The sequence below is a fragment of the Pseudomonas guariconensis genome (genome assembly GCF_015680235.1).
Taxonomy (GTDB): Bacteria; Pseudomonadota; Gammaproteobacteria; order Pseudomonadales; family Pseudomonadaceae; genus Aquipseudomonas; species Aquipseudomonas guariconensis_A.
Genome location: NZ_JADLJL010000023.1, coordinates 1 through 26,458, shown reverse-complemented (window position 1 = coordinate 26,458; position 26,458 = coordinate 1). Strand labels below are relative to the sequence as shown.

General features: G+C 62.8%; 30 protein-coding genes and 1 tRNA gene. 15 read left to right on the top strand and 16 right to left on the bottom strand.

Features of this window, described 5'->3' with window-relative positions:
* The first annotated feature begins 39 nt into the window (after positions 1-39).
* Positions 40-1,293, top strand: a complete 1,254-nt coding sequence (locus tag IRZ56_RS16070; protein WP_196145832.1) for an OprD family porin — start codon at positions 40-42, stop codon at positions 1,291-1,293.
* Between the two features lie 329 nt (positions 1,294-1,622).
* Here the strand turns inward: IRZ56_RS16070 and IRZ56_RS16065 are convergent, their stop codons facing one another.
* Positions 1,623-2,543: a pyridoxal-phosphate dependent enzyme gene (locus IRZ56_RS16065; protein WP_196145831.1), complete on the bottom strand. Its 921-nt coding sequence runs from the start codon at positions 2,541-2,543 to the stop codon at positions 1,623-1,625.
* 335 nt (positions 2,544-2,878) lie between these two features.
* Between IRZ56_RS16065 and IRZ56_RS16060 the strand changes: the two genes are divergently transcribed.
* Both IRZ56_RS16060 and IRZ56_RS16055 read left to right on the top strand, forming a co-directional pair.
* Entirely contained in the window at positions 2,879-3,061 is a 183-nt protein-coding gene (locus IRZ56_RS16060; RefSeq protein ID WP_196145830.1) for a type II toxin-antitoxin system Phd/YefM family antitoxin, read from the top strand.
* Positions 3,051-3,662: a YitT family protein gene (locus tag IRZ56_RS16055; protein WP_196145829.1), complete on the top strand. Its 612-nt coding sequence runs from the start codon at positions 3,051-3,053 to the stop codon at positions 3,660-3,662. Before IRZ56_RS16060 ends, IRZ56_RS16055 begins: the two co-directional genes overlap by 11 nt.
* A gap of 284 nt (positions 3,663-3,946) precedes the next feature.
* On the opposite strand, the gene IRZ56_RS23175 is transcribed toward IRZ56_RS16055, so the two are convergent.
* Positions 3,947-4,183, bottom strand: coding sequence for a hypothetical protein (locus IRZ56_RS23175; RefSeq protein ID WP_196155008.1), 237 nt, complete (start codon positions 4,181-4,183; stop codon positions 3,947-3,949).
* A 120-nt stretch (positions 4,184-4,303) separates the two neighbouring features.
* Positions 4,304-4,627, bottom strand: coding sequence for a phage holin, lambda family (locus tag IRZ56_RS16050; RefSeq protein ID WP_196145828.1), 324 nt, complete (start codon positions 4,625-4,627; stop codon positions 4,304-4,306).
* A 409-nt stretch (positions 4,628-5,036) separates the two neighbouring features.
* On the opposite strand from IRZ56_RS16050, the gene IRZ56_RS16045 reads away from it, so the two are divergent.
* From IRZ56_RS16045 to IRZ56_RS16030, 4 genes are all read left to right on the top strand, one after another.
* Entirely contained in the window at positions 5,037-5,681 is a 645-nt protein-coding gene (locus IRZ56_RS16045; protein WP_196145877.1) for a hypothetical protein, read from the top strand.
* 143 nt (positions 5,682-5,824) lie between these two features.
* Entirely contained in the window at positions 5,825-6,679 is an 855-nt protein-coding gene (locus tag IRZ56_RS16040) for a DUF6502 family protein (RefSeq protein WP_196145827.1), read from the top strand.
* Positions 6,676-8,133: a DUF5666 domain-containing protein gene (locus IRZ56_RS16035; RefSeq protein ID WP_196145826.1), complete on the top strand. Its 1,458-nt coding sequence runs from the start codon at positions 6,676-6,678 to the stop codon at positions 8,131-8,133. The genes IRZ56_RS16040 and IRZ56_RS16035 overlap by 4 nt, the downstream gene beginning before the upstream one ends.
* Positions 8,134-8,200: 67 nt before the next feature.
* On the top strand, positions 8,201-8,953 hold the full coding sequence (locus IRZ56_RS16030) for a hypothetical protein (protein ID WP_196145825.1): 753 nt from the start codon (positions 8,201-8,203) through the stop codon (positions 8,951-8,953).
* Between the two features lie 10 nt (positions 8,954-8,963).
* Here the strand turns inward: IRZ56_RS16030 and IRZ56_RS16025 are convergent, their stop codons facing one another.
* Positions 8,964-9,140: a hypothetical protein gene (locus IRZ56_RS16025; RefSeq protein ID WP_196145824.1), complete on the bottom strand. Its 177-nt coding sequence runs from the start codon at positions 9,138-9,140 to the stop codon at positions 8,964-8,966.
* 392 nt (positions 9,141-9,532) lie between these two features.
* Between IRZ56_RS16025 and IRZ56_RS16020 the strand changes: the two genes are divergently transcribed.
* The 3 genes from IRZ56_RS16020 to cfa all read left to right on the top strand — a co-directional run bounded on the left by IRZ56_RS16020 (position 9,533) and on the right by cfa (position 11,563).
* Complete coding sequence (locus IRZ56_RS16020; RefSeq protein WP_196145823.1) at positions 9,533-9,703, top strand: hypothetical protein; 171 nt, start codon at positions 9,533-9,535, stop codon at positions 9,701-9,703.
* Positions 9,704-9,946: 243 nt separating this feature from the next.
* Entirely contained in the window at positions 9,947-10,372 is a 426-nt protein-coding gene (locus IRZ56_RS16015; RefSeq protein ID WP_196145822.1) for a DUF892 family protein, read from the top strand.
* A gap of 36 nt (positions 10,373-10,408) precedes the next feature.
* Positions 10,409-11,563 carry a cyclopropane fatty acyl phospholipid synthase gene (gene cfa, locus IRZ56_RS16010; protein WP_196145821.1) on the top strand — a complete coding sequence of 385 codons (1,155 nt, stop codon included), beginning with the start codon at positions 10,409-10,411 and terminating at the stop codon, positions 11,561-11,563.
* A gap of 686 nt (positions 11,564-12,249) precedes the next feature.
* Here the strand turns inward: cfa and IRZ56_RS16005 are convergent.
* On the bottom strand, positions 12,250-13,149 hold the full coding sequence (locus IRZ56_RS16005) for a LysR family transcriptional regulator (protein WP_196145820.1): 900 nt from the start codon (positions 13,147-13,149) through the stop codon (positions 12,250-12,252).
* A gap of 101 nt (positions 13,150-13,250) precedes the next feature.
* Between IRZ56_RS16005 and IRZ56_RS16000 the strand changes: the two genes are divergently transcribed.
* Positions 13,251-14,012: a sulfite exporter TauE/SafE family protein gene (locus tag IRZ56_RS16000; RefSeq protein ID WP_196145819.1), complete on the top strand. Its 762-nt coding sequence runs from the start codon at positions 13,251-13,253 to the stop codon at positions 14,010-14,012.
* A gap of 1 nt (position 14,013) precedes the next feature.
* Here the strand turns inward: IRZ56_RS16000 and IRZ56_RS15995 are convergent, their stop codons facing one another.
* The 5 genes from IRZ56_RS15995 to IRZ56_RS15975 form a co-directional block, all read right to left on the bottom strand.
* The gene (locus tag IRZ56_RS15995) at positions 14,014-15,438 is read right to left on the bottom strand and encodes a GGDEF domain-containing protein (protein WP_196145818.1); all 1,425 of its coding nucleotides are present in this window, start codon (positions 15,436-15,438) and stop codon (positions 14,014-14,016) included.
* Positions 15,439-15,584: 146 nt separating this feature from the next.
* Entirely contained in the window at positions 15,585-17,414 is a 1,830-nt protein-coding gene (locus IRZ56_RS15990; RefSeq protein WP_196145817.1) for an SLC13 family permease, read from the bottom strand.
* Positions 17,415-17,586: 172 nt separating this feature from the next.
* Entirely contained in the window at positions 17,587-17,985 is a 399-nt protein-coding gene (locus tag IRZ56_RS15985) for a glycine zipper domain-containing protein (protein ID WP_196145816.1), read from the bottom strand.
* 77 nt (positions 17,986-18,062) lie between these two features.
* Positions 18,063-18,290, bottom strand: a complete 228-nt coding sequence (locus tag IRZ56_RS15980; RefSeq protein ID WP_230390412.1) for a hypothetical protein — start codon at positions 18,288-18,290, stop codon at positions 18,063-18,065.
* A gap of 184 nt (positions 18,291-18,474) precedes the next feature.
* The gene (locus IRZ56_RS15975) at positions 18,475-18,777 is read right to left on the bottom strand and encodes an RcnB family protein (protein WP_196145814.1); all 303 of its coding nucleotides are present in this window, start codon (positions 18,775-18,777) and stop codon (positions 18,475-18,477) included.
* A 220-nt stretch (positions 18,778-18,997) separates the two neighbouring features.
* Between IRZ56_RS15975 and IRZ56_RS15970 the strand changes: the two genes are divergently transcribed.
* Positions 18,998-19,348: a hypothetical protein gene (locus tag IRZ56_RS15970; RefSeq protein ID WP_196145813.1), complete on the top strand. Its 351-nt coding sequence runs from the start codon at positions 18,998-19,000 to the stop codon at positions 19,346-19,348.
* A gap of 1 nt (position 19,349) precedes the next feature.
* On the opposite strand, the gene IRZ56_RS15965 is transcribed toward IRZ56_RS15970, so the two are convergent.
* The 6 genes from IRZ56_RS15965 to IRZ56_RS15940 form a co-directional block, all read right to left on the bottom strand.
* Positions 19,350-20,048, bottom strand: coding sequence for a YoaK family protein (locus IRZ56_RS15965; RefSeq protein WP_196145875.1), 699 nt, complete (start codon positions 20,046-20,048; stop codon positions 19,350-19,352).
* A 16-nt stretch (positions 20,049-20,064) separates the two neighbouring features.
* Positions 20,065-21,138: a helix-turn-helix domain-containing protein gene (locus IRZ56_RS15960; RefSeq protein WP_196145812.1), complete on the bottom strand. Its 1,074-nt coding sequence runs from the start codon at positions 21,136-21,138 to the stop codon at positions 20,065-20,067.
* Positions 21,139-21,350: 212 nt separating this feature from the next.
* Positions 21,351-22,118, bottom strand: coding sequence for an SDR family oxidoreductase (locus IRZ56_RS15955; protein WP_196145811.1), 768 nt, complete (start codon positions 22,116-22,118; stop codon positions 21,351-21,353).
* 16 nt (positions 22,119-22,134) lie between these two features.
* Positions 22,135-23,202: a phosphotransferase family protein gene (locus IRZ56_RS15950; protein ID WP_196145810.1), complete on the bottom strand. Its 1,068-nt coding sequence runs from the start codon at positions 23,200-23,202 to the stop codon at positions 22,135-22,137.
* A 202-nt stretch (positions 23,203-23,404) separates the two neighbouring features.
* Positions 23,405-23,722 carry an SCP2 sterol-binding domain-containing protein gene (locus IRZ56_RS15945; RefSeq protein ID WP_084855671.1) on the bottom strand — a complete coding sequence of 106 codons (318 nt, stop codon included), beginning with the start codon at positions 23,720-23,722 and terminating at the stop codon, positions 23,405-23,407.
* A gap of 54 nt (positions 23,723-23,776) precedes the next feature.
* Complete coding sequence (locus IRZ56_RS15940; RefSeq protein ID WP_196145809.1) at positions 23,777-24,487, bottom strand: histidine phosphatase family protein; 711 nt, start codon at positions 24,485-24,487, stop codon at positions 23,777-23,779.
* A 196-nt stretch (positions 24,488-24,683) separates the two neighbouring features.
* On the opposite strand from IRZ56_RS15940, the gene sohB reads away from it, so the two are divergent.
* From sohB to IRZ56_RS15925, 3 genes are all read left to right on the top strand, one after another.
* Entirely contained in the window at positions 24,684-25,709 is a 1,026-nt protein-coding gene (sohB, locus tag IRZ56_RS15935) for a protease SohB (protein ID WP_084855669.1), read from the top strand.
* 152 nt (positions 25,710-25,861) lie between these two features.
* Positions 25,862-25,935: transfer RNA gene (locus tag IRZ56_RS15930), tRNA-Cys, on the top strand.
* 214 nt (positions 25,936-26,149) lie between these two features.
* The gene (locus tag IRZ56_RS15925; RefSeq protein WP_196145808.1) at positions 26,150-26,290 is read left to right on the top strand and encodes a hypothetical protein; all 141 of its coding nucleotides are present in this window, start codon (positions 26,150-26,152) and stop codon (positions 26,288-26,290) included.
* Positions 26,291-26,458: the final 168 nt, after the last annotated feature.

The following is a 26,458-nucleotide window of genomic DNA, read 5'->3' as shown; positions in this document are numbered from 1 at the left end:
CGCCCACCTTCACTCAATAACAACAATAGAGTACCGAACATGTCCCGAGTTGTTTTCCGTGGGGCCACCTGTGGCCTGCTCTGCGGCTGGTTGCCTGTGGCCGGCGCTGCCGGATTCATCGATGACGGCAAGCTCAAGCTGCAGCTGCGCAACGTCTATTTCAACGAAAACTTCCGCGATGAACAGGGCATGAGCGCCCGCGCTGCCGCGACTGCCAAAAGCGAGCGGGTGGAATGGGCGCAGGGTTTTCTGCTCGACTACCAGTCAGGTTTCACCCAAGGGGCGCTGGGCCTGGGGCTCGATGCCCTGGGGCTGGTGGGTGTCCGGCTGGATTCGGGTCGAGGCCGCAGCGGTACCGGCCTGTTGCCGGTCCACGACGATGGTCGCGCTGCGGATGAGTTCACCAGTGCCAGGGTGACGGCCAAGGCGCGCCTGGGGCAGACCGTGGTCAAGCATGGCACCTTGCTGCCCAGGACACCGGTGCTGGTCTACAACGATGCGCGGCTGCTGCCGCAGACTTATCAAGGCACGCAACTGACCAGCACTGATGTCGAGGGACTGACCCTGACCGCTGGCCACTTGGACCGCTTCAAGCAGCGCGATTCCTCCGATAGCACCGGCCTCTCCCTGGATGATTACGGAGGCGGCGAGTCGGGCGATTTCAGCTTCGCCGGCGCCGACTATGCCGTCACCAAGCAGCTGCGCCTGAGCTATTTCCATGGTCAGCTCGAACACTTCTACCGCCAGGACTATGCGGGCCTGGTACACGAGCTGCCGTTGGCCGGCGGGGTATTCACCACCGACCTGCGCTACTTCAGGAGCCGCGACAGCGGAGCCGCGTATGGCGGCAGGATCGACAACGACATGGTCAGTGGGCAGGTGTCGTATACCCACTCGGGACACACCGTCGGAGCCGTTTACCAGGTACTCGATGGCGAGGCGGGGCTGCCGTACATCAGCGGGGCGACGGTCTATTCGTTCAGTAATGTCGGCATCGGCAAGTTCATCGAGGAGGAAGAGAAGACCTGGATGGCGAGCTATGCCTACAACTTCGCCGCGGCCGGTGTCCCTGGGCTCACCTTCATGACGCGCTACCTGAGCGGCGACAACGGGCGCGCTGCCGACGCCGGGCTCAGCGAATGGGAGCGTGACATCGAGCTCGCCTATGTCGTGCAAGCCGGGCCCATGAAGGGCTTGGGCGTGAAACTGCGCAACTACGTCTACCGCTCCGATTTCTCCCGAGGGCGTGACAGCAACCGGATCTACCTGACCTACGACATTGCAGTGTGGTAGACGCGCCGATGCGGGTTGGCGGGCCCTGTCGGTCCCCTGTGCGCACGATGCCCGGCGCAGGTCAGATCAAGCCTTCGGCCTTCGTGTACCAGGGCGCTGCGAAATCGATGTATGTTTCTGCTTCTTGGGGAAGAACGATGAGCTATTTGGGACATCTCATTGGGGCTGCTAAGCAGCCCATCGTGGGACAAGTCGCAGCGCCGCTCTTACAGGATCACGCAAACCTTGCCGATGGCGGGTTTCCTGAGCGGCCTTGTGCCGCGATGGGGCGCGTAGCGGCCCCAAATGCTTAACTGACCGGCATTAGTGCTTAGGCTGGCTTTAGTGTCTTAGCGATCATATTTCGAGGACCACTGCTCAATCTGTTCCAAGGTGGCAGTTGCCCCTCCACACACCACTACCAACACGTTCTGGTACTCACCGAGCAAGTGCGGCTCATAGGCCAAGGCCAACGCCGCACCACAAGCGGGCTCGACCAGTACGCGGTGATCGACCAGAAATTGCTTGCATGCCTTCAGAGCCGCCTGGTCGGTTACCACAACGCTCTGGATGCTGTGCGTTTGGCTGTACTGGTAAGCCTGTTCGCAGATACGTTTGGCACCCAATGACGTTGCGATTGAGCTGATGCGGTCAAGTTCAACCAACTGGCCCGCCTCGGTGGCGGCGTGGAAGGATGCTGCGCCTTCGGTTTCCGCGGCAATAACCGGCACATCCTGCCAACCGTTACGCATTAAACCCTCGATCACACCACAGAGCAGTCCACCCCCTCCAACCGAAAGTACAACGGCATCGGGCTTCTGGCCAGCTTGCGCGACCTCATCGATCAAGGTCGCGTGACCCGTCCAGAGCAACGGATCATCGAACGGGTGAATAAAGGCCTTGGTAGGGGAGAGCAGCGTCAATGCCAGCTGGTTCGCCTCCTGCCAGGAACTGCCATGCACAATGACTTCAGCGCCTTCCAAGCCAAGCAATTCCTTGGCACGTTCAGTGGTCGTTTCAGGCACGACCACGGTAACCGGGACGCCCAGCTTGCGACCTGCATAGGCGACCGCCAAGCCTGCATTGCCTCCCGATGAAGAAACGAAATGGGTAGCGCCGCGCTGGTGATGTATTTCGCAGGCGTAGCCCACACCACGCAGTTTGAACGAGCCGCACGGTTGCAGCGCATCGAGCTTGAGCCAGACAGAACGCTTGGCCGTGACAGACAAAGGACGGGATTCGATCAGCGGTGTGTTGATGTGAAGGGGCATACAATTCTCTCAAAACGCGGTCAGGTCGGCGGAGCACTCTTCGATCGGCCATGACAGCAAGCGACGAGCCTGCGATCTGACCAAGCTTCGCATGTGCGATGTTGCTCATGGACCAGTGACCAAAGTCAGTGACGAGTCGTGGTCGCATAAGTAATTCATGATTAGTGTGGGTGGTGCATATTCTATTCGCGCAAACCCAAATCCTAAGCGTAATTAGAAAGCACTTTTCTTTCTGGAAGCATCATCATATTTCCCAGCGTTGAGCCAACCCGGCCGCGCGGCTTGAGGCGCACCCGCCTTCTCCCTGAAACAAGAATCCCAAAAGGAACCCCATCGTGCATCAGGTGAAATATGACCTGTCCGAGGCTCAAACGAGCCTTGAGTTCATTCTTGAGCAAGTCATTTACGGAACAGAAGTGATCATACTCCGCCATGGGGTTGAGATCGCTCGCATCACCGCAGTGGAAGGCCTGCGCCCGCGCGGCACAGTCCTATTGGGTGCGCCGTATGAACTGTGATACTGCCTCCTACCCGCGACACAGCGCGCTGGATGACGCATACGGCCTCTTCACGGGGATCGCCTTGGCGGCGACAGGGATCGCCATCCTGGGCAAGAGTGGGCTCATCACTGGGGGGATTGCTGGAATGGCGCTGTTGGGCTCATTCATCAGCCCATACCCAACGTCGGTACTGGTACCTGCGATAAACGTGCCTTTCCTGATGTTCGCGTTTTTCACCATGGGCCGCAATTTCACACTCAAAAGCGTCTTGGTGAGTTTTGGGCTTGGGGCAGGCGTCCAGGTCGTTACTCCGGCACTGAACACAACGGGTATCGACCCCGGGCTTGGCTGGGTGATCGGAGGGACGCTTCTAGGCATGGGTATCCTATGCTTAGCCAGACACAACGCGTCCATGGGCGGAACGGGCTCCGTCGTCCTTTGGGTTCAGCGAAGATTTTCGATCAATGCCGGGATCTCTCAACTGGTCTGCGACTGTATCTTGTTCATCATCGCGATGATCTATCTGCCGGGGGAAAAGCTCGTCTGGTCGCTGGTTGGCACAGTAGCGATGAACCTGGTGCTGATCATCTGGCATAAACCGGGACGCTACCGAGGCTAAGGCATAGGATGGCCATCGCCCCAGGCTGTGTGAAAACCCCAATAGCTCGTTAGAGCGCGCGGCCTTCGGGCTGCGCTGTCGCGCGGAAAACAAGCGGCTACGCTGATCCTCTGTAGGAGATTACCCAGCCCTTCGGGCTGCGCTGGCGCGCAGAGAACAAGCGGCTAGCGCTGCCCCCCTGTGGGGGCGGGCTTGTCCCGCGATCAAGGGCGAAGCCCTTGCCAGGCGACGGTGATATCGGGCCCGGCGGCACGCTGCCGAGCCGAAAGGCATCAACGTTGCATTTACCCCTCAGGCGGTGTCACGCCACAGATAAAATCATCCGATCCCAACCGGTGCGAGCCGTATTCCACGACGTAGCCCTCACCGCACCGCTGCGCTTGCGCCCGGGCAGTCTGCTGGTCGGCATAGACATCCACGAAATGCCATGGATGCCGGTCTCTAAGTACGCCCCAACCCAGGACCCTGCCTTCGTGATCAGGGTCTGCTGGAAGGTTCTTGGCCAGGCTTCGAATGTTCATATACCCCTCCGTGATACCGTCAAGGCTCAACGCTACTCTGCTGCGAGCTACCCCGTTACTGGCTTTGCATCCATCTGGATGGGCAGCCAGGCATAATCCTGGGGCTAGCGCGAACAATCGTCAGCGCTGCTGTTCGTCTTTTCCCTTATGCAACACGAACCTCCTCGCCGCCTCACGAATCCCTTCGACCCCCAGCAAGCCAATCACGCCACCGAAAAACGGCGCGGTATCGAGGGGCATGCCGATCAGCGACAGGCCATGGCTGGCGGACAGGGCGAGGGTGCCGCACAAGGGGGCTTCTATTGCCATCCGGCGCAGTGAGCCGCCGCCATAAACCACGCGAAGCCCGGCAATGACGACAGCCAGGAGCCCGGCATACAAGGCTGGCCAGTTTTCCTGAAGCCAGCCGACGACCCATGCCCAGACATCGATATGGTCAAGCACGATGCACCCCACTCATAGGGTCGCATCCAGGCGGCCAGTTTCGAATGGGGCTGGCTTGCCGGGCGGTGGAGGTTGTTTCGAGGTGCATGCGTTGTGTCCTTGTCAGCGAGATAAGCCATGGTCTGCAGCCGGCAGAGCGACGGCAACCAGCTGATGTCACAGGTACGGCATTTGTAGGCCAACGGATAGCTGGTCATTGACTCTCCCTGGCATAGGTCTATGCTCGAATCGTGGGAAAAAATCCCACGCATAAAAGAACAGGCTGACTGGCCCAGAAGGAACGTGCACAAGCACATCGGCACAGACACCGGGATGGAGAACCCGCTGGTTGCCCGTAAGGCAGCCGGGATTCGTTGGTTGTTGCGTCTGTTTCGAGCGTGAAACTGCAACCCTGAAGCGGAGATTCATCATGCTGCTCAAGAAATGCTTGCTGGCGCTCGCCATTGGCGGCGCTCTTTCGGCGTCGCTGGCCTTGGTACCTGACCAGATCAGTGATTTCTACAGCGCTTATGCGAAAGATGGCGGTGGCGGTGGCGGTGGCGGTGGCGGTGGCGGTGGTGGCCATGGCGGTGGCGGAGGCCATGGCGGTGGCGGAGGTCATGGCGGCGGTGGTGGTCATGGTGGTGGAGGCGGCCACGGTGGTGGAAGTGGCGGGGGCGGTCATGGCGGCAGTGGAGGTGGTGGTGGCCACGGTGGAGGCGGCAGCGGCGGTGGAGGCGGCCATGGCTCAGGCCACGGCGGTGATGGTGGCGGCCACGGCGGCAACAGTGGTTCTGGCCACGGCGCAGAGGGTGGCCATGCTGGTAACAGCGGCCCGGGAAGCGCGAACAGCGGGCGTGGCCGCGACGACGGTAGAGATCACGATGAAGGCGGCCTGCATGGTGTTGGCCATGGCGCCGACGATGGCCCCAACCACGATGTCGGCGAGGCGCACGGCGTAGGCCACGGTGCCCATGATGGCCCCAACCATGATGTCGGTGAGGCCCACGGCATCGGCCACGGTGCCGATGACGGCCCGGCTCATGACGTCGGTGATGATCGCGGCGGTGCCTGACCGCTGAACGCAGGACGACGGGGCCCGGCGTGAGGGTCGGGCTCCGTGTTGAGGCCGGGCGTAGGCCAGGAGGGTTGTGATGCCTTGGGCAAGCTGCTGCAATGGCCTGGGACCACACCGCCCGTCGATAAGGAAGACCTGCAATGCAATTGCCTACCTTGCCTCCCTCCCTCTTGCCAGCGTTGAGGCACGTCATGCGTCCGCTGGTGAGGCTGATGTTGCGCAAAGGGGTCACATTCAACAGCTTCACTCAGATGCTCAAGGAGATCTTCGTGGAGGTCGCCGAGCGGGAATTCCGTCTTGAGGGCAAACCGGCGAGTGACAGCCGGATCAGCCTGATCACCGGCGTGCACCGCAAGGATGTTCGGCGTCTGCGCGCCCAGCCGGTAGACGGCGACGCCGGAATGCCGGAGGCGGTTTCTTTCGGTGCGCACTTGGTGAGCATCTGGTTGAACCAGATGCCGTTCTGCGATCAGCCCGGCCAGCCGCGGCCCTTGCCACGCCTGGCCAGCATGGGTGGCGACGGCTCGTTCGACGGCCTGGTCGCGACGCTGAGCACCGATATCCGCGCGCGTGTGGTGCTGGATGAATGGCTGCGCCTGGGCGTGGTGCGGGTAGACGAACAGGACCAGGTGCACCTGCAGACCCGGGCGTTCATCCCGCAGCGAGGCTTCGACGAAAAGGTGGCGTACCTGCGCCATAACCTGCATGACCACGCTTGTGCAGCCGTGCACAACCTGACCGAGCCGGGCGAGCCATTCTTCGAGCGTGCGGTGCACTACGACAGCCTGTCCGTGGCTGGGGTTGAGCACCTGAAAGCGCTGGTGCAAACCGACGGCATGCAGGTGCTCATCGCCCTGAACCAGCTAGCCGCGGAATTGGAAGAGCGGGACCCTCCGCCCGCCGATGCCCGACAGCGCATTACTGTAGGCCTTTATCTCTACACCGAACCCAGCCCGCCCGAGGCTCCCCCTGAAGCCAAGGCCAGCCCACCATGAACGAAGTCCCGCGCCTGGTTGGCAGCCTCGCCGTGCTGCTCGGCCTGCTCATGCTGCCATTTTTTGCGACGGCAGCACCGGCTTGCGTCGAACCCGGCGGCATGGGCGGCACAGGTGCGATAGCACCCGGCGGTGCGGGTGCGCCAGCGGACACCGGGGGCGTCGGTGGCACCGGTGCGCGGCCAGGCGGAGGGGGGATCGGGGGCACCGGGGCTCCGGTCGAGGATGGCGGGGTGGGTGGCACCGGTATTGTCGGCACCATTACCGGGTTTGGCTCGATTTGCGTCAATGGCGCGGAAGTGCATTTCGATGACCACGTGGCCTTCAGCGAGAACGGCCTGCCCGCCAGCAGCCAGCGCCTGGCGATCGGCCAGGTCGTCGCGGTCGAAGCGCACCAGTCACGTCGGGGGCTGGAGGCGCGCAGCATCGCCATCCTCAACGCGTACGAAGGCCCGGTAACAGGGCTTGCCTCTGGCGATGTGCCTTTGCGTGTGATGGGCCAGCCGGTGCGCGTGGCTCCGGGCGCTCGCCTGGCCCCCGGCCTGCGCATCGGTGAGCCGGTGCGCGTCAGCGGCCTGCGTAACGCCCAGGGCGAGGTGATGGCCAGCCGAATCGATCGAGCGCCAGGCCTGATGCAGGCCAGTGCCATTGGCGATATCCGGCAGGCAGGCAATCTGCAGGGCCTGGCGCTAAGCAAGCCGCTGCCGGCCACCGGTGAAATGCTGGTGCGCGGTGCGTGGAACGGCCAGCAGCTTGACGTTGCCAAGGCTAGCCAGGACCCCGGTTTCCCCTTCGCCGGGCGAGTGCGCAACGCACTGGTGGAAGGGCTGGTGCGCGGGCAGCAAGGTGATCGTGTCGAAGTCGGCGGTTTCACCGCCTATGTCGGCGGCAGCCAGGCGGCGAGCCTTGCCATCGGCCAACGTGTCCGGGTGAGCGGCGTATTCGAGCAAGGGCGCAGCATTCGGGCCGATCGGGTCGAAGTGCTGCCCGAGCATTCCGGCCAGACCCTGTATCAGGGAGGGCGTAAGGTTGAGTCGCAAAACCATGAAGGCACAAGTGCCGGACGTGGGCAGGGAAATACCCAGGAGCGCATCGAGCACGATGGGTCTGGTGAGAAGGTTGAGCGCCAGGACCTGTCAGGCTCGGGAGCGCTCGAGCGTCGGGAGCGGATCGAAACGCGTGACGATGGGGAGCGTGTGCAGACCCGCGAGCGGATCGAGGTGTTCGAAAACGGCGTGCGTGTGGAGCGCATCGAGCGGACCGAGAAGATCGAGCGCTCCGACCGGCCAGACAAGCCTGACCGCATCGAAAGGATCGAGCGGGTAGAACGTACGGAACGGCCGGACAAGGTCGAACGGCCCGAAAAGGTCGAACGCCCAGAGAAAATCGAGCGCCCTGAAAAAGTGGAGCGCCCAGAAAAGGTCGAGCGTGTGGACCATTCGGGACCGCATTGACACTGGGCCTTGCTTGATGGGCTGGTGGCCCATGTAACCGTCGATATGCAATCGCCACGAGGTGAGCATGGTACCGATACGCGCGCTGTTTCCCTGCCTGATGGCCCTGGCATTGCCCGCCGTGGCAGGTGACCTCAGCCTTTCGACAGGGGTGGACTACTCGCGGGGCGACTATGGCACGGCCGCCACCAGCGAGACCTGGTACGTACCTGTGATCGGCAAGTACGAAGCCGGCCCGATGATCTACAAGCTCACCATTCCCTACCTGCGCATTACCAACCCCGCGGTTGGCCCCGGCGGAGAGCCGTTGGCGGGCGATGATTGCGGGCGCGTCGAGAGCGGCCTCGGAGACACGGTGGCCAGCGTCGATTATGCGCTGTTCGATGGCCGCGACGGCGGCAACCTGTTGGTGGACCTGGTGGGGAAGGTGAAGTTGCCCACGGCGGACGAAGACCGTTGTCTGGGTACGGGCAAAGCCGATTATTCCGCCCAGGTCGATCTGGTGCGGGCCTTTGGCGCCGTGAGCGGCTTTGCCACGTTGGGCTGGAAGAAGTTCGGTGACCCGGCGGACAGCGATTTTCGCGACCCGGTCTTTACCTCCGTAGGCCTGGTTACCCGCCTGGCACTTGGTACGTCCGCGGGGGCAGCCTATGACTGGCGGCAGAAAGTGACTGCCGACGGTGATGAAATCCGGGAGCTCACCTTGTTCCTGACCCAAAGGCTCGATGCGCACTGGAAGGTCCAGCTCTATGCATTGAAAGGCTTTTCCGATGCGAGCCCCGACACCGGCGGCGGGTTACAGCTCAGCCGCGCTTTCTAAGACAACCCAGTCACTGCAACGTCGGTACAGCCGGCAGGCCGCGAAGCGTCGTCTCGATATCGGCGATTTGCTTGGCAAGCCTGTCGGCTTCCTCATGGCGTGCCTGGGACCTCAGCAGGTCGCGTTTCTGGCGCAGGTTGAGCAGGGTCTTTTGTAGGGAGAGGGCAGAGGTTTGATACGGGTCCATGTCGGTCTCGTGCTGCTGGCATCCGTGCCGCTGTAGGAAAGCGGCGACCGTATCAGCTCGTTCAAACAGGTGAAACTGATGTTTCATACAGGGACTGGGCTTTACGTAGGACCCAGGCTACGCGTGCTTCGGACGAGTCCTGCAAAGCCGGCGTGAGATACGTTTCGACTGATGACCTGGGACAGGGTGTTCCCCCTGTAGACAAGGGGGCGCGCGCTCGTTAAGCCCTCGAATGGCCTGTTGGGCTACATAAGGTCAATGCCGAGTTAATGGGAAAAGAAATGTTTCAATTCCCTGGCACCGAGTATGTCTTGCAAACGGAAAACAGCAGGATTGAACCCTTCATCTCACGCATGGCTCGAACCCAGCACAGGCTCACGTCGAGGTGGATCATGAAAAAGAATACCGGCAGCACACCCGCTCAACGCACGTCAGGTGAAGTCGAGCGGGACAACGATGCCCTGCGACCGAACGCTAGACGGCCCCAGGTGGGGAAGACCACGGCCCAACGCACCGCCGAGCAGGAGGGCGATGTGGCGCGAGGTAATGAAGGGACGCGATAGCAGGCGGAGCGCCTCAAGCCGATTGCTTCGAAAACTTTGCATCAAGGTTGCAACGATGGCGTGTGGGCTGTAGCTCACAGGCCCCGAATACGTATGGCCAGCGCCATTCGAGGCAGGTTTCGAGTGGTCTGCAAGTATTCGTTTTATTGCACTCAACCCCCATTTAATTTCAATTAATTTCAGCGTGCCAGCATTCTAAGCTCGTCCTGTCGCCGCGCAGTCCAGCGGCTTCAGGAGTTTTCCATGTCACATGTTTGTGAAACACAGGGCCCTGCCATACCGCCCTCCGACGATCTGATCGACTGGTTGCGCATGCTCATGCGCGCCGAGCGTGCTGGTGCCAGGCTGATGCTCGACAGCGCCAGGCAGACCACAGACCCCTTGTTGCTTCAGCGCCTGGAGCAGCTGCACCACGGCGAAGCCGAGAGCTGCCGTCGCCTGCGCAACTGCCTGGAACGCCTGGATGCCAAGCCCGGCGGCGGCATGGGCGAGTTCTATGGCAAGGCCATGGCCATCGCCGACCTGCACGAGCGCCTGCATTTTATCGCCCGCGGCCAACGCTGGGTCGCCCGCCAATTGCAGGCACGCCTGCCCTCGATCGAACAGCCCTGGCTGCGCCAGGAGCTGCAAGTGGTGCTGGGGCTGCACCAGGACACCCCCGACGTTTGAAGCGCGTCCGATTTCCAATACCCACAAGGACACACCATGCCTTCCGAGCTTTCCTCCAACCTGCCCGGCGCTGCGCCGGCCAGCCGTACCACCCGCTTCGCCCGTGAGCTGCTGGCCCAGGCCGGCCTTGGCCTGGAGGGCGAACAGCCCTGGGACATGCAACTGCACGCCGCCGATGTACCCCAGCGCGCCCTGGCCCAGGGCAACCTTGGCCTGGGCGAGGCCTACATGGATGGTGACTGGGACTGCGAGCAACTCGACGAATTCTTCACCCGCCTGCTTCGCGCTGGTGTGGCCGACCAGGTCAGCCCGATGGCGCTGATCTACCATGCGCTGCAGGCTCGTCTGCTCAATCGCCAGACGTCCCGACGCGCCTGGACCGTGGGCGAGCGCCACTATGACCTGGGCAACGATTTCTACGCAGCCATGCTCGATCCGCGCATGACCTATACCTGCGGCTATTGGAAGGACGCCGACGACCTTGCCCAGGCCCAGGAAGCCAAACTGGACCTGATCTGCCGCAAGTTGGGGCTGCGCCCGGGCATGCGGGTTCTGGACATCGGCTGCGGCTGGGGCAGCTTCATGGGTTTTGCCGCCGAGCGCTATGGCGTCGAATGCGTCGGGGTGACTATCTCCCGGGAGCAGTGCCAATGGGCCGAGAAACGCTACAAAGGCCTGCCGCTGGAGTTTCGCCTCCAGGATTATCGCGAGCTCGACGAGCGCTTCGATCGCGTTGTCAGCATCGGTATGTTCGAGCACGTGGGGCGCAAGAATCATCGCACCTTCATGGAAGTCGCCGCGCGTTGTCTGGAGGACGATGGCCTGCTGCTGTTGCACACCATCGGTAAGAACCGGCGTCGCGACGTGCCGGACCGCTGGATCGACAAGTACATCTTCCCCAATGGCGACCTGCCTTCGATCGGCCAGATCGGCGATGCCGCCGATGGCCTGTTGGTGGTCGAGGACCTGCATAACTTCGGTGCGGACTACGACCGCACGCTGATGGCTTGGTACGAGAACTTCGAGGCCCATTGGCAGTATTTCGCCAACGAACTGGGCGAGCGCTTCCGGCGTATGTGGCGCTACTACCTGTTGTCCTGCGCAGGTGCATTCCGTGCCCGGGACATCCAGTTGTGGCAATGGGTGATGTCACGCCGGGGTGTGCTCGGCGGCTACCAACGGGTCAGTTAAACCACCTGAGTGGGCTTGCCCTGCGAACAAGGGCGAAGCCCTTGCCAAGCAGCGGCGATGGCAGTGCTGCCCAATCGCGGGACAAGCCCGCTCCCACAGGATTACCGCAGCCCTGAAATAACGCTGTCCCTGAGCGGGCTTGCCCCGCGAACACCGGCAACGCCGGTGCCCGTTAGCGCGAAGCATGCCTCGTCGGTAAACCCGCTCCAACAAGGATCCCCCGATACGAAGGCCGCCAGCGCTCATCTGATACGCTTTTTTTACATGAACCTGAATCTGTAACCGTATCAGCCTCACGCCGACAATACCCATCAGGCCCAGCCTTTCCTACCGGCGAGCGCTGGGCAAGCTGAGCTGCACTGCATCCGCACCAGCCAGCCTCGCCGTTCCCGTACATCCATGTAGAGGTTCCGATGGGCAAGCTCGCACTGTTTCTGGGTGGTTTCCTGTTCCTGACAATCCTGATCGGCCTGCTGGGGACCATTCCGCCCAGCTGAATCCGTTGTTCATGGCCCGCTTTCCTGGAGCCTGGCCTGTACGATAAGTCGTTCTTTACGCTGGGAAATCTGTCCACAAAAAAAGTGGGTAGGTCTGTGGATAAAATGCTGCAACCCAAGCCGGCGGCGGGCTCTGTTAAATTGAACAGAATTTGAGCAGCGCTGTCGAAGCGCAGCCGAACCTTCGCGTCACGGGGGAGCCAGGCGCAGTGTCTGCAGCAATTCCCTTACTCGCGCCGGTAATTCGCCAGCCGGATACAGGGCATGCATCTGCGGGTCCTGGCCCGTGCTGGAGGTCAATCGAAAACCGGGGCACACCTTTACCAGCCGACCGGCGCGTACATACGGGTCGCCTGCCCAATCCGCCAGGCGGGCGATACCAGCGCCGGCCAGGGCGCTTTGCAGCACCGCGCCTCCTGAACTCAGGCGCAGGCGAGGGTGCGGGCGCAGGCTGGTGATCTGGCCGTCGCGATAGAAGTGCCAGGCTTTGAGGATGCGCGGTGCGGTGTGCAGGATCACCGCGTGCCGCTCGAGGGCTTCCGGGTGCTCAGGCATGCCTGCCCGGGCCAGGTAATCGGGGCTGGCGTACAAGTAGCGCCGGTAGCGCCACAGTGGGTAGCCGATCAGCTCGCTGGACTGCGCAAAGGCGCCACGAATGACGAAGTCGAACTTGCCTTGCAGAGGGTCCAGCGCCACGTCGCTGAATTGCACGTCCAAGGTGACCTGAGGGTGGCGCTGGGAAAACTCTGCCAATACCTGGGGCAATACCTGCTGGCTGAGCAGTTCTGGCGCGGCGAAGCGGATCCAGCCTTGGGCGGTGCCGCTGAGCGCGGCCAGTTCGTCGGCTGCGTCGCGTTGCACATCCAGCAAGCGTTCTGCATGGGGCAGCAGGCGTTCGCCCGCCTCGGTGAGGGTCACGGTGCTGGCGCTGCGGTTGAGCAGCTTGGCCCCGGCATTGTCTTCCAGCGCTTGCACCGCGCGGGTCACGGAGCTGGGCGAGCGCCCCAGGGAACGGGCCGCGGCAACGAAGCTGCGCTTGTGCGCGACGCTTACGAACGCCTGGATCTCGCGCAACATATCCAATGCCATGAAAGGTTCCTTAGTTGCAGTTTTCGCAATACGGCATTTCACCATAAGCGCACGGCTTTGATTAGCCTTGGCGCTTGCCTTGATGCCCGGAACTCCGCCCCATGATGGATATAGCCCTGCTTTCGCTGTTCGCCTTCGCCGCTGGCCTGATCGATGCCGCCGTCGGCGGCGGTGGGTTGATCCAGATTCCAGCACTGTTCAACGTATTGCCGAACGCGCAACCGGCGGCCCTGCTGGGCAGCAACAAGCTGGCCTCGGTCTGCGGCACGTCGTTCGCGGCGCGCTCATTCATCCGCAAGGTGAAACTGGATTGGGGGCTGATCGTGCCGGCGATGCTCAGCGCCTTCGTCATGTCGTTCGTTGGCGCGGCGACGGTGTCTCTGGTGCCGCCAAGCCTGATGCGCCCGGCGGTGCTGGTGCTGATCGTGCTGATGGCGATCTATACCTTCTGCAAGAAGGACTTCGGCACCTTGCACAAGCCAACCCACATCGGCCGCAAGGAGCAATGCCTGGCGGTGCTGATCGGAGGCGCCATCGGTTTCTACGACGGGCTGTTCGGGCCGGGCACCGGAAGTTTCCTGATCTTCCTGTTCATCCGCTTTTTCGCCCTGGATTTTCTCCACGCCTCGGCCTCGGCCAAGCTTGTGAACATCGCCACCAACTTGGCCGCGCTGGTGTTCTTCATCCCGTCGGGCAACGTGCTGTGGGCCATCGCCTTGCCCATGGCGGCGTTCAATATCCTCGGCGCCCTGACTGGTACCTGGCTGGCGGTACGCAAGGGCGCGGGCTTCGTGCGCGGGCTGTTCCTGGTGTTGTTGTGCGTGCTGATCGCCAAGCTGTCCTGGGATTTGCTGGCGGGGTAGGTCACATCGCCTGGCGCTGGGCTTCGGCCTGCTCGACGCGGTTGCGGCCATCGGCCTTGGCCCGGTAGAGCGCCTGGTCGGCATGGGCCAGCAAGGTGTCCAGGTTCACCGAGTGCTGCGCGGCGGTGCAGCCAGCCACGCCGATGCTGACCGTCACCTGCAGACGCTGCTCGGCTTGGACCACGCGCAGGTCCTGCACCGCCCGGCGCAGGCGTTCGGCGGTGAACTTGGCCTGCTCCGGCGCAAGGCCCGGCACGATGATCACGAATTCCTCGCCGCCCAGGCGGGCGAACAGCTCACCTTCGTGTAGCTGGTCTTGCAGGGTGCGGGCGAACTGGCGCAAGACCTGGTCGCCCACGGCATGACCATGCTGGTCGTTGATGCCCTTGAAGTGGTCGATGTCGAGCATCATCAGGGTCAGCGGCAGGGCCTGCTCGTGTTGCTGGCGACTGTCGAGCAGGGCCGTGGCGCGATGGGTGAAGGCGCTGCGGGTCAGGGCTCCGGTCAGGTGGTCTACCGTGGCCTGGTGCGCCAGGCGTGCCAGCAGGCTGCGGTTGGCCTGGCTGACACAAGCGACTACCAGCGGGCCGAGCACCAGCATGGCGATGCCCAGGCGCGCCGACATCAAGGTGGTGACCCCAGGCACGCTCTGCGGCAGGCTGAAATGCATGAGGCTCTGGGCTACGGCGACGATCAGCGTGGTACCGGCGCTGAAGGCCAGTACGCAGACCAGGAACGGCGAATAGATCCAGGCACACCAGAGCAATGCGGCGATGGGAAAGGCGATGGCGCCTGGCCCGCCGAAAGCGATACTCAAGGCCAGGGAGGCCAGCAACACCAGCATGGGGGACACGTGAATCGCTTGGGCGCCACCGCGTACCAGGGTTCGCAGGTTCGGTGCGGTGAGCAGCATCGGCAGCACCAGCACGTTTGTGGAGAACTGCTCGCTGAACCAGGCCAGCCAGGTGGCCCGCAGCGACTGCTGGAACCACGGCGCTGCCACGACGCAGGCCAGGCTTGCCGCCACCATGGCGCCAGCGGCGCAAGCGCCGAACACCCACAATACGCCCTGTGGCGTGCGCATGCGACGATGCATGCGCGGCAGGCGCGACAGCACTTGCCAGAGGGTAGCGATCACGCTCAGGTTGCACAGGTTGAGCCACAGCGCTGGCTTCAACGCGCTGCCACTGGCTAGGTCGGCAGCGACCATGGCCACCCAGATAAGCACAAAGCCTCTTGCGTTGGCCTGGCGCGGATAACGCAACAGCACACCGGCGAGCACGGCGTTTACCGGCCAGAACAGCGACAGGGATTCGATCGGCCGGGCCAGGATGCCGCCCACGGTCAGGTCGAACGTCAGGGCGAACAGGACCAGGGGAGGAAGCAGGCGCGACTGGGCTGGAAACACCATGGGCTCGACCGGCAAGCGGGAACTGAATCCAGGAAAACGACCGAAGGCACCTGGGGCAATTCGTATCAGTGTGTTTCGAGAGCAGGGACAATGTCAATTAGCTGGTGTCCTGCCGGTCGAAATGTGAACGTATTGATTTTTCGTCGTTTTCTTGACGTCAGCTACAAGCCGAAGAACCATGGCACCATGAACACCGTGACCAGCATCACCAAAAAGGTGAACGGCACACCGACCTTCACGAAGTCGGCGAAGCGGTACTGGCCCGGCCCCAGCACCAGGGTATTGACCGGGGAGGATACCGGCGTCATGAATGCCGCCGAAGCCGCCAGGGCCACGGTCATGGCGAACGGGTAGGGCGACATGCCCAGTTGTTGCGCGGTACTGATCGCCACCGGTGCCATCAGAACCGCCGTGGCGGTGTTGGAAATGAACAGGCCGATCACGGCGGTAACGACGAACAGACACGCCAGGATCGCGCTGGGCCCGGCGCCGCCTAGCAGGCCGACCAGGCCACTCACTGCCAGGTCGATGCCGCCGGTTTGCTGCAGGGCCAGGGCGAACGGCAGCATGCCGACGATCAGCACCAGGCTTTGCCAATGGATGGCGCGGTAGGCGCTGTCCATGTCGATGCAGCGCCCGGCGCCCATCAGCACGCAACCGATCAGCGCGGCCACCACATTGGGCACCACGCCACTGACCATCAGGCCCACCATGACCGCCAGGCTGAGCAGCGCATACGGCGCCCGTGTGCGCGCCGGGGCCACCTGGTCGATTTCCGCCGGCAGGCTCAAGACCAGGAAGTCCCGGGGTTGTCCCTGCAGCTGGCGTACGGCCTTCCAGGGCCCCACTACCAGCAGCGTGTCGCCCAGACGCAGTTTTTCCTCCACCAGCTGTGCTTCGATCGCGGTTTGCTCCCGACGCAGGCCGACCACGTTCAGGCCGAAGCGGCTACGAAAGGCCAAGTCCAGGATGCTTTTGCCGATCAGCTGCGAGCCGGGCGGCAGAGACACCTCGGCCATGCCCAGCTCCTGTGACTGGTCGATGAAGTAGGCCGCCTTGAAGTGCAGGGGCTCGAGTTGCATGGTCTGGCACAGGCTGCGCAGGTCGTCGACGTTGGCGAAGAGGTCGAGCAGCAGTACATCGCCCTGGTGCAGCACCGTGCTGGAGTCGGCCGCGATGACCCGGGTGGTGAATTTGTGCTGGCGCTCGATGCCGATCACGTTGGCGCCATGGCGGGTGCGCAACTCCAGTTCGCCCAGGGTGTGCCCGACCAGGGGCGAATTGGGACGCACACGCAGGCGCCGTTCGCGGCCGTTGAGCTTGTAGTCCAGCACCAGGTCGAGCAGCGTGCGGCGGGTTTCCACGCGGCCATCCTTGCGCACTTCGCCATTGAGCCAGCGGCGGGCGAACAGCATGTAGCCGATGCCGAGCACCAGCACCACCAAGCCGAACGGGGTGAAGCTGAAAAAGCCGAAGCCCTGCCCGCCATGACGTACCAGTTCGCTGTGCACCACCACGTTGGGTGGCGTGGCGACCAAGCTGAGCATGCCGCTGATCAGGCCGGCGAAGCTCAGCGGCATCATCAGCCGGCTGGGTGAGAGCTGCAGGCGTGCGGCGATGCTCAATACCACCGGGATGAAGATGGCCACCACGCCCGTCGAGCTCATCACCGAACCCAGGCCGGCCACGGCGATCATCAGCAGCACCAGCAGGCGTGCCTCGCTGTTGCCGGCGCGTTCGCTCATCCATTCGCCGATGCGGTAAGCGATGCCGGTGCGTACCAGGCCTTCGCCGATCACGAACAGTGCAGCGATCAGCACCACGTTGGGGTCGCTGAAACCGGCCAGGGCCTGCTCGATGGTGAGGATGCCCGAAAGCGGCAGGGCGAGTATCACCAGCAGGGCGACCACGTCCATGCGCGGGCGGTTGACGACGAAGAGAATGACGACGACGGCCAAAAGGCCGAGGACCCAAAGCAGTTCATGGTTCATGGGGAGGGGTGATCCTTCACGCGAGGGGCACGGTAGAGAGTAGCGTCAGTGTGCCGACGTGTGGTGAAGGAGGTATTGATGCACTGCAAGGCTGCAGTTCGGATGACGCTTTTTCTGTAGACGCGGCGTTGTGCCGCGAAAGGGCTGCAAGGCAGCCCCCGCGGACGATGGATCAGTGGCGATGACGACGGTGGTGGCGGTGGCCGTGGTCGCGGTCGTTGTCGCCGATGTGGTTGCCCAGTGCGCCGCCGGCAGCACCACCAAGGCCTGCGCCGATGGTCGAGCCGGTGGAGCCGCCTACCGCGCGGCCCAGCACCGAACCGCCGGCCGAACCCAGACCGCCGCCGATGGCAGCTTCGGTACGGTTGCCCTTGCGTGCACCGACCGCGCTGCCGGCCGCGCCGCCCAGGCCTGCACCAATGGCTGCGCCAGTGCCGCCGCCGATTTGTTGGCCAACGATGTTGCCCAGGGCGCCACCCAGGCCGCCGCCAATGGCCGCGGTGCCGTCGCCGGCAAATGCGCCCTGGCAGAGCAGCAAGCCGAGGGCAAGGGAAGGCAGAGTCAGACGCATGATATGAACCTCAAAGGAATCATCAGGGTAAAAGTGCCGCGCCACGGCGGCGGGTCAGGGTTAGGACGGTATCGGTTTCAATCGTCATCGTCATCATCGCGATCACGGTCGCGGTGACGGTAGTAACGGTCGCGACGGTCCCGATCGCGGTAACGGTGGTCATCGTCATCGCGGTCATAGCGGTAGTAGCGATGGTCGCGGTCACGGTCCCGCCAGCCATAGTCATCATCGTCGTAATGGTGGTAGCAGCCGCCAAGCAGCAGCACGGTGGCAATCAACGAAAAGCTCGCAATGCGCTTGATCACGATATAGGTCCTTGATCCGCAAAGGTTTACGGGGTACTTCGTGAGACAGGCATCGCTCGATTTGGTTTCTTGCACGCGCAAGATTTTCCCGCTCCAGCGATAAGCGGCATGGGTTGGGTCGCCAAAGGGCCCGGGCAAGCAGCGGCGCGTCTATCGCCTGGGCGGGCTTGCCCGGGTGGTTGGGTCAGGTGGCGGGCTGGATGGCGAGAATCACGCCATTGGTGGTCTGCACCAGCACGTAATGGTCGGCCAGGCGTACCCAGTGGCTGTCCTCTTCCGGGGCAGGCAGGCCTTTGGCGCGCCAGTCGCGCACGGCCAGGTCGTCGCGCTTGTATTGGTCCGGCGCCTTGTCGCCGACCTTCAGTTCACGTTCGGTGTGTGGTGCGGTGACGCTTTCTTCTGACACATCCGCCGCGGTCGCTGCCAGGGGCAGGCAGGACAAGGTTGCGCCGAGCAGCAGGGCATATAGGGTTTGGCTAGGCTTCATGGAAGTCTCCTTGTAGGCAGGGCATGCCCTATTGCCTGTTAGTTAAGGACGCGGGGCGCTGCACGCCCATCGCCGGCAAGCCGGCGATGGGCTGCGTAGCAGCCCCCAGTGCAGCTGGCATTTGGGCATGCCCTATCTGCGACAACGGCACGCGCGGGACAATTCACTCGCGCTGGCGCCAGTGCTAGAGTCGCCTTCTTTTTTGCCCCGAGGATGGAACATGCGAGCAATTCTGCCGATCGCCGTAGCGCTGGTACTGGCCGGTTGTGCTTCAGCGACCATGGACGCCGCGCGTAACGGCACGCCGACCGCCCAGCTCGACTCGACCAAGGCGCCCGACCTTGTCGCCCAGTGCATTCAGTTCAGCTGGCAGGAAGAGGCGGCATTCGGGGTCGATGCCAGCGGCTACCTGGAGCCGCGCAAGCAGGGTGGTTTTACCGTCTACACCCGGGAGGCGGAGTCGTTCGCTGACGTCTACCCGCAGGCCGGCGGAACCCGCGTCGACTACTACGCGCAAGGCAAGGACACCAACGCCTTGCGCCGTCGCGCCGCGGCGGCGACCTGCCTGTGATTCAGCGTGGCATGTAGCGCAACTGCCAGCGCCGCGGAATTTTCAGCGAAGCCAGGCCCAGCAGCAGGGCTAGCAGGGCGCTGGCGAGCAGGGCGGCGCGGTCGAAGCGCTGCTCCAGCAGGACCCCGGCGATCGCGCCCAAGAACATGCCGCTCCAAGGGATCAACTGCACCCGCCAGCCCTGCCGGCGTTGGCCCAGCAACGTGCGCCCCAAGCCTCGGCCGAAGCGTGATAGGGCGCCGGTGACGTAGGTGAGGCCGATCGGCAGGCCGTTCACTTCCTCCACCACAGCGTTGATCATGCCCATGGCCGTGACCGCCGCCAGCAAGGCGGGCAGTTGCAGCAATTCTGGCAACACGGCAGCCAGCGCCAGCAGGGCGGCGATCAGGCCGAGCAACGGCCAGGGGCGCCGGCCGCTTTTCGCCGCGACGATCACGCCCAGGGCGTTGCCCAGGACAAAGGCACCGATCACCAACACCAGGCGCAGGACCAGGCCCAGTTCGGCGCTGCCCAGCGATACCGCCAAGCGCGTGGTGTTGCCACTCATGAACGAGACGAAATCGCCGGTGGCCATGAAGCCAATGGCATCGGTCATGCCGGCCAGCACCGAGAGCCCAGCGACGAAATACAGCCCCACGGTGCCGCGGCGCTGCACATGGTTACGGCTTTGGCCATTGGCTGACAGGCTCCCGGGCAGCATCGTCACGCTTCTCCGTCTAGTTAAGGCGAGCTTGCAGGCCGGCGATATGGGCTTGCAGGCGTTCATGTTCGTCGCGCTCGGCGGTGATGTCCTCGAACACGCTGATCAGGTGCTCGGGCTGGCCGTCGACGTGGCGTTGCAGCGAGGTACGGGCGCGCACCCAGATATAGCGGCCATCCTTGTGGCGCACGCGTTTTTCCACTTCGTAGCGGTCGATTTCGCCCGCCAGCATGCGCTCGAGCAGCACCAGGTTGCCGGGCAGGTCGTCGGGGTGGGTAAGCTGCTGGAAGGTCATGCCGTACAGCTCCTGTTCGGTATAGCCCAGCAGTTCGCAGAAGCTGCCGTTGACGCGGCTCCAGGTGCCGTCCGGGTCGATATAGGCCAAGGCGCCCCAGGCCAGTTCGAAGATGGTGCGAAAGCGCTCCTCGCTCTGGCGCAGTTCCGCCTCGGCCACCTTGCGTTCGGTGACGTCCATGCTGATACCGACCATCTTTACCGAACGTCCGACGCTGTCCTGCAGCACCGTGGCGCGAGAGGCGATCCAGCGCTGGCTACCGTCGGGTCGGGTGATGCGAAAATCACATTCGCAGCGGGTGCCGCTGGCCACGGCGCGGGTGTACATGGCGTGCATCTGCATGGCGTCTTCCGGCGCCACGTGCACCCAGAAGTCCTCGTTGTGCCGCACTGGCCAGCCGTACACGTCCTCGACGTTGGGCGAGTAGGTCACCTCGTCGCTGACCAGGTTCCATTCCCAAGTGACGATACGCGCACCTTCCTGGGCCAGCTTCATGCGCGTTTCGCTTTCCATGATCTCGGCGGTGTAGCGCCGACGCAGATCGGTCATCGGCAGCTCCACCACTTCGGCCTGCTGCACGCTTTGCAGGGCCTCTTCGCCGTAGCGCAGCCAGATCCAGTTGACCTTGAGAAAGTCTGCCAGCTTGCGCAGATTGTCGTAGTCGATCTCGCCGCCGCGGGTCCACTTGTGCACTGCCGTGCGCGAGATGCCCAGTGCCGTGCCTACTGCCTGGAGGGTCAGCTTGTGGTGTTCGAGCAGTTCCTTGAGGCGAAAGGCAAAGCTGTTTTCCGTCATGGTCAGGATCCTGGGCTTGGGCCGAAGCCGGCAGTATACCTGAGCTGTAAACTTCAGGTTGACGGGTTGCGTCAACCTTTCATGCGTTGATTTGGGGTTTGTACGAAAAGTAGCCGAGCGGCGATCAGGCACTTTTCGTACAAAGCCTAAGGCACACGGCTTCGCGGGGTAAGCCCGCTACGGAAGGGGGCAAGCGGGCGTTTTTTGTACGGTCAGGACAGGTAGCCACCGTCGACGTTCAGCGCGGTGCCGGTGGTATAGCTGGACGCCTCGCTGGCCAGATACAGCACTGCGCCGGCCATCTCGCTGGGGTTGGCCACGCGCTTGAGCGGGATGTGCTGCAGGGCGGCATTGAGGATGGCGTCGTTCTTGACCAGGGCCGAGGCGAACTTGGTGTCGGTCAGCCCCGGGAGCAGGGCGTTGCAGCGGATGCCGAATTGCGCACATTCCTTGGCGAATACCTTGGTCATGTTGATCACCGCGGCTTTGGTCATCGAATAGATGCCCTGGAACAGCCCCGGCGAAACCCCGTTGATCGAGGCCACGTTGATGATGCTGCCGCCACCGTGCTCGCGCATCAGCTTGCCGGCTTCCACCGACATGAAGAAGTAGCCGCGGATGTTTACGTCCACGGTCTTCTGGAAGGCGCCCAGGTCGGTATCCAGCACATTGCAAAACTGCGGGTTGGTGGCGGCGTTGTTGACCAGGATGTCCAGGCGACCGAACTGTTCACGGATCCCGGCGAACACCTGCTGGATCTGCTCCATCTCGCCGATGTGGCAGGCAACGGCGCTGGCCTTGCCACCCGCGGCGACGATGGCATCGGCGACATGCTGGCAGCCGTCGAGCTTGCGGCTGGAGACGATCACGTGGGCGCCTTGCTGGGCCAACAGGTGGGCGATGGCCTCGCCGATGCCGCGGCTGGCGCCGGAGACGAAGGCGATCTTGCCGTCGAGGTCGAACAGGGTGGTCTTGGACATGTCGGTTTCCTTGTTGTCAGAGTGAGGACTTACCGATCACCTGCAGGGCCATCTGCTCCAGCAGCCGGTTCATGTGGATGAACTGGGCGAAGCGTTTGTCCTGGGTCTGGCCGTGGTGGAAGCGGTAGTAGATCTGCTGGACGATGCCGGCCAGGCGGAACAGGCCATAGCAATAGTAGTAATCGAAGTTGTCCAGGCGGATGCCGGCGCGCTCGGCGTAGTAGTCGACGAACTGGCGGCGGGTCAGCATGCCCGGAGCATTGCTCGGCTGGCGGCGCATCAGTTGCACCGGCGGTGGGTCGTTGGCTTCGATCCAATAGGCCAGGCTGTTGCCCAGGTCCATCAGCGGGTCGCCCAGGGTGGTCATTTCCCAGTCCAGCACGCCGATGATGCGCATCGGGTTGTCGACATCGAGGATCACGTTGTCGAAGCGGTAGTCGTTGTGCACGATGCCCGGGCGCGGGTGGTCGGCGGGCATCTTGTCGCGCAGCCAGGCGATTACCTGTTCCCAGTGCGGTGCATCTGGTGTCAGGGCTTTTTCGTAGCGGCTGGTCCAGCCCTCCACCTGGCGCTGCACGTAGCCTTCGGGCTTGCCCAGGTCGGCCAGGCCACAGGCCTTGTAGTCGACTTGATGCAGTTCTACCAGGCGGTCGATGAAGCTCTTGCACAGGGCCTCGGTGCGGCTGGCGTCCAGGCCCAGGGACGGCGGGATGTCCGAACGCAGGATGATGCCCTTGACCCGTTCCATGACGTAGAACTCGCTGCCGATCAGCGACTCGTCGGTGCAGTGCACGTAGGCCTTGGGGCAATAGGGGAAGCCGCTGTTGAGCTGGTTGAGGATACGGAACTCGCGGCCCATGTCATGGGCGGTCTTGGCCTTGTGGCCGAACGGCGGGCGACGTAGCACGAACTCTTGTTCCGGGTAGGCGACCAGGTAGGTGAGGTTCGACGCACCGCCCGGGAATTGGCTGATGATCGGAGTGCCGCTCAGCCCTGGCACCTGGGCCTTGAGGTAAGGGTCGATGACGGCCGCGTCGAGTTCTTCGCCGGGACGTACCTGGGTGGACTGGTCGGTGAGCGTCATGCGTTTACCTTATTATCGAGCATGAGGATTATTGGCTAATCTAATTTCAGGTCAGCCCGGGTACAAGCGTACCCGCAACCGATAGACGTCGGTGTTGGTGCGCAATCAGTAGGCCTGATGAATGTTGGGTGCCTGGTAGCTGGCAAAAAAAAACCGAAGCCCATCGGCTCCGGTTTCTTTCATCGGCCAGCGCCCATGCCACTCAGGCCGGGAACAGCTCGCTGAGCTTCATCGACAGCATCATGTCGCCTTCCACGCGCAGCTTGCCGCTCATGAAGGCCTGCATACCGTCGGTGTCACCGCTGACGATGCCCTTGAGGGTCTCGCTGTCCATGACCAGGGTGCAGTTGGCGTCCGGGTTCTCGCCTTCCTGCAGGTCGCAGGTGCCATCCTTGACGATCAGGGCGTAGTGCTTGTCTTCGTCGGTGATGTTGAAACCGAACACCAGGTCCAGGCCGGCGGCAGCGGATGGGTTGAACTTCTCTTGCATCTTCTTGACGGCATCAGCTACGGAGGTCATGGCGCATTCCTTATAGAGTGATATTCACGTCCCCACGGGGACAACAGGCCGGGCTCATCGGTAGGTGACGAGCTCCGGCGCCCTCAACAGCTGCACATGGGCTTGGCTGTTGAAGGAAGCCAGTGCCACGTCGCGGCCACGGAACTTCAACTGGCTGAGCGACGTGTTGATGATCTGCCAGTTCAGCGCGAAGGCTTGGCTAGGGGTGATACGGGTGACCAGGTGGAGCAGGGCGGCAATGGTGCCGCCGGAGGTGAAGATGGCGATGTTGTCGCCGCTGTTGGCGCTTTCGAGCACCCGCGCGAGGCCGGCGTCGACCCGACCGGTGAAGGCTTGCCAGGTCTCCAGGCCGTCGCTTTCATGCTCGCCATCGTGCCAGCGTTGCACCATCAGGGCGAACAGGCGCTGGAACTCGCTGCGGTTGCTAGCGGCATTGCGCAGGATATGCAGCGCTTCGGGCTCCTGCGGCAGCAGGCCGGGGAGCAGCGCGCGGATCATGCCGTCGGCGTCGAACTCGTTGAACGCGGCGTCGGTCTCAATGGCGGGCGTGTGGCAGCCCTGGGCCTGCATCGCCTGGAGCGTCAGTCGTGCGGTGTCCTGCTGGCGGCGCAGGTCGCCGGCCAGGCAGCGATCCAGGCGCAGCCCGAGCTGAGCCAGGTGCTCGCCCAGTGCGTGGCTCTGGCGCGCACCCAATGGCGAGAGGACATCGTAGTCGTCGGCGCCGAAGGAGGCTTGGCCATGTCGGATCAGGTAGATGTTGCCCACGTAGAGGTCCGGTCGATTGGAGTTGCTGCGAGGTTAGGATGCGACAGACAGGCTGTCAACGAAAAAACATACAAGCGTTTGAAAAGGTTGTTTGAACTGTGTTGCCAGCGTTTTCCCCGGCTGGCAGCGCTCCAAGCGCACCGGTATGCTTGCAACAGTTTCGCGCCCTGAGGCGCTGGTCTATCAAGGAGTCACTGTGGAGTTTCTTGCCGAATACGCAAGCTTTCTCGCCAAAACCGCCACCCTGGTGATCGCCATCCTGGTGGTCCTGTCGGCTATCGCCGGCCTGCGGGGCAAGGGGCGGCGCAAGTCGGGCGGGCAGTTGCAGGTCACCCGCCTGAACGAGTTCTACAAGGATCTGCGCGAGCGCCTGGAGTCGGGCCTGTTCGACAAGGCCCAGCTCAAGGCCTTGCGCAAGCAGCAGGCCAAGGCGGAAAAACAACAGAAGAAGGGCAAGGCCAAGGCCGAGGAAAAAGGCCGTGTGTTCGTCCTCGATTTCGACGGCGACATCAAGGCCTCGGCCACCGAGAGCCTGCGCAACGAGATCACCGCGCTGCTGACCCTGGCCACTCCGCGTGACGAAGTGGTGCTGCGCCTGGAAAGCGGCGGCGGCCTGGTGCACAGCTATGGCCTGGCGGCCTCGCAACTGGCACGAATCCGCCAGGCCGGCATTCCGCTGACCGTGTGCATCGACAAGGTAGCCGCCAGCGGCGGCTACATGATGGCCTGCATCGGCGAAAAGATCGTCAGCGCCCCGTTTGCCGTGCTCGGCTCGATCGGCGTGGTCGCCCAGCTGCCGAACGTCAATCGCCTGCTGAAAAAGCACGACATCGACTTCGAAGTGCTCACTGCTGGCGAATACAAGCGCACCCTGACCGTGTTCGGCGAGAACACCGAGAAAGGCCGGGAGAAGTTCCAGGAAGACCTGGACATCACCCACCAGCTGTTCAAGGATTTCGTCTCCCGCTACCGCCCTCAACTGCACATCGACGAAGTGGCCACCGGCGAAGTCTGGCTCGGCGTCGCCGCCTTGAACCGCAAGCTGGTCGACGAGTTGCGCACCAGCGACGAATACCTCAGCGACCGCGCTCGCGAAGCCAACCTGTTCCACCTGCACTACGCCGAACGCAAGAGCCTGCAAGAGCGCATCGGCATGGCCGCCAGCGGCACTGTCGAGAACACCTTGGTAGGCCTGTGGAGCAAACTCGGTCGCCTGCGCTAACACCTTGAGCCCCTTGAAGATTTTTTATCTTCAGGGGTTGCAAGGTCCAGAGAATGTAGACATAATGGCGTCCATCGAAACGCAGCAAGCTTGAAAAAGTGCTGAAGTTTCAAGGAGATAGCGAAGCGCAAGCTGCTAGATCCGAACTTTGAGGCCGAGTAGCAAAGTGGTTATGCTCCGGATTGCAAATCCGTCTACGCCGGTTCGATTCCGACCTCGGCCTCCACCATTCGAAAGCCCCGCAGCCATTGAGGTTGCGGGGCTTTTTTCATGCTTGCGGATTGCCCAGGGGCCCTCAGTTTGGGACAAATCTGGGACATCGAAGGAAATTGCGCGCCACGCAAGCTCGCGGCGAAACTAGGTTCACTCCCAATGAGTGAACACCAATTCTGCTCCCAGCGTTGATTCTTGCCTCTCTCATCCGGGAGCAGGTGCACAAAATGTCCAAGTTTTACGGCAGATCGGTTACGCGAACTTTGCACTACGATCCCGCCACCGGCATCTTCACCAACATCGCCCCGCGCAAAAAAGTGGTTGCTGGAATCGTGGCTGGTTCATTGGACAAAAACAGTGGTTATTAGATGATTGGCGTGGATCGGCGTCGCTATTACGCCACCGGCTGGTCTGACAATCCAGATGGTGGCGGATTGCCAAGATCGAGTAGGAGACGGGCTCTCACCCGTCGTCCTCTCACACCACCGTGCGTACGGTTCCGTACACGGCGGTTCAGGTTATGCGGCTAAGCCTGT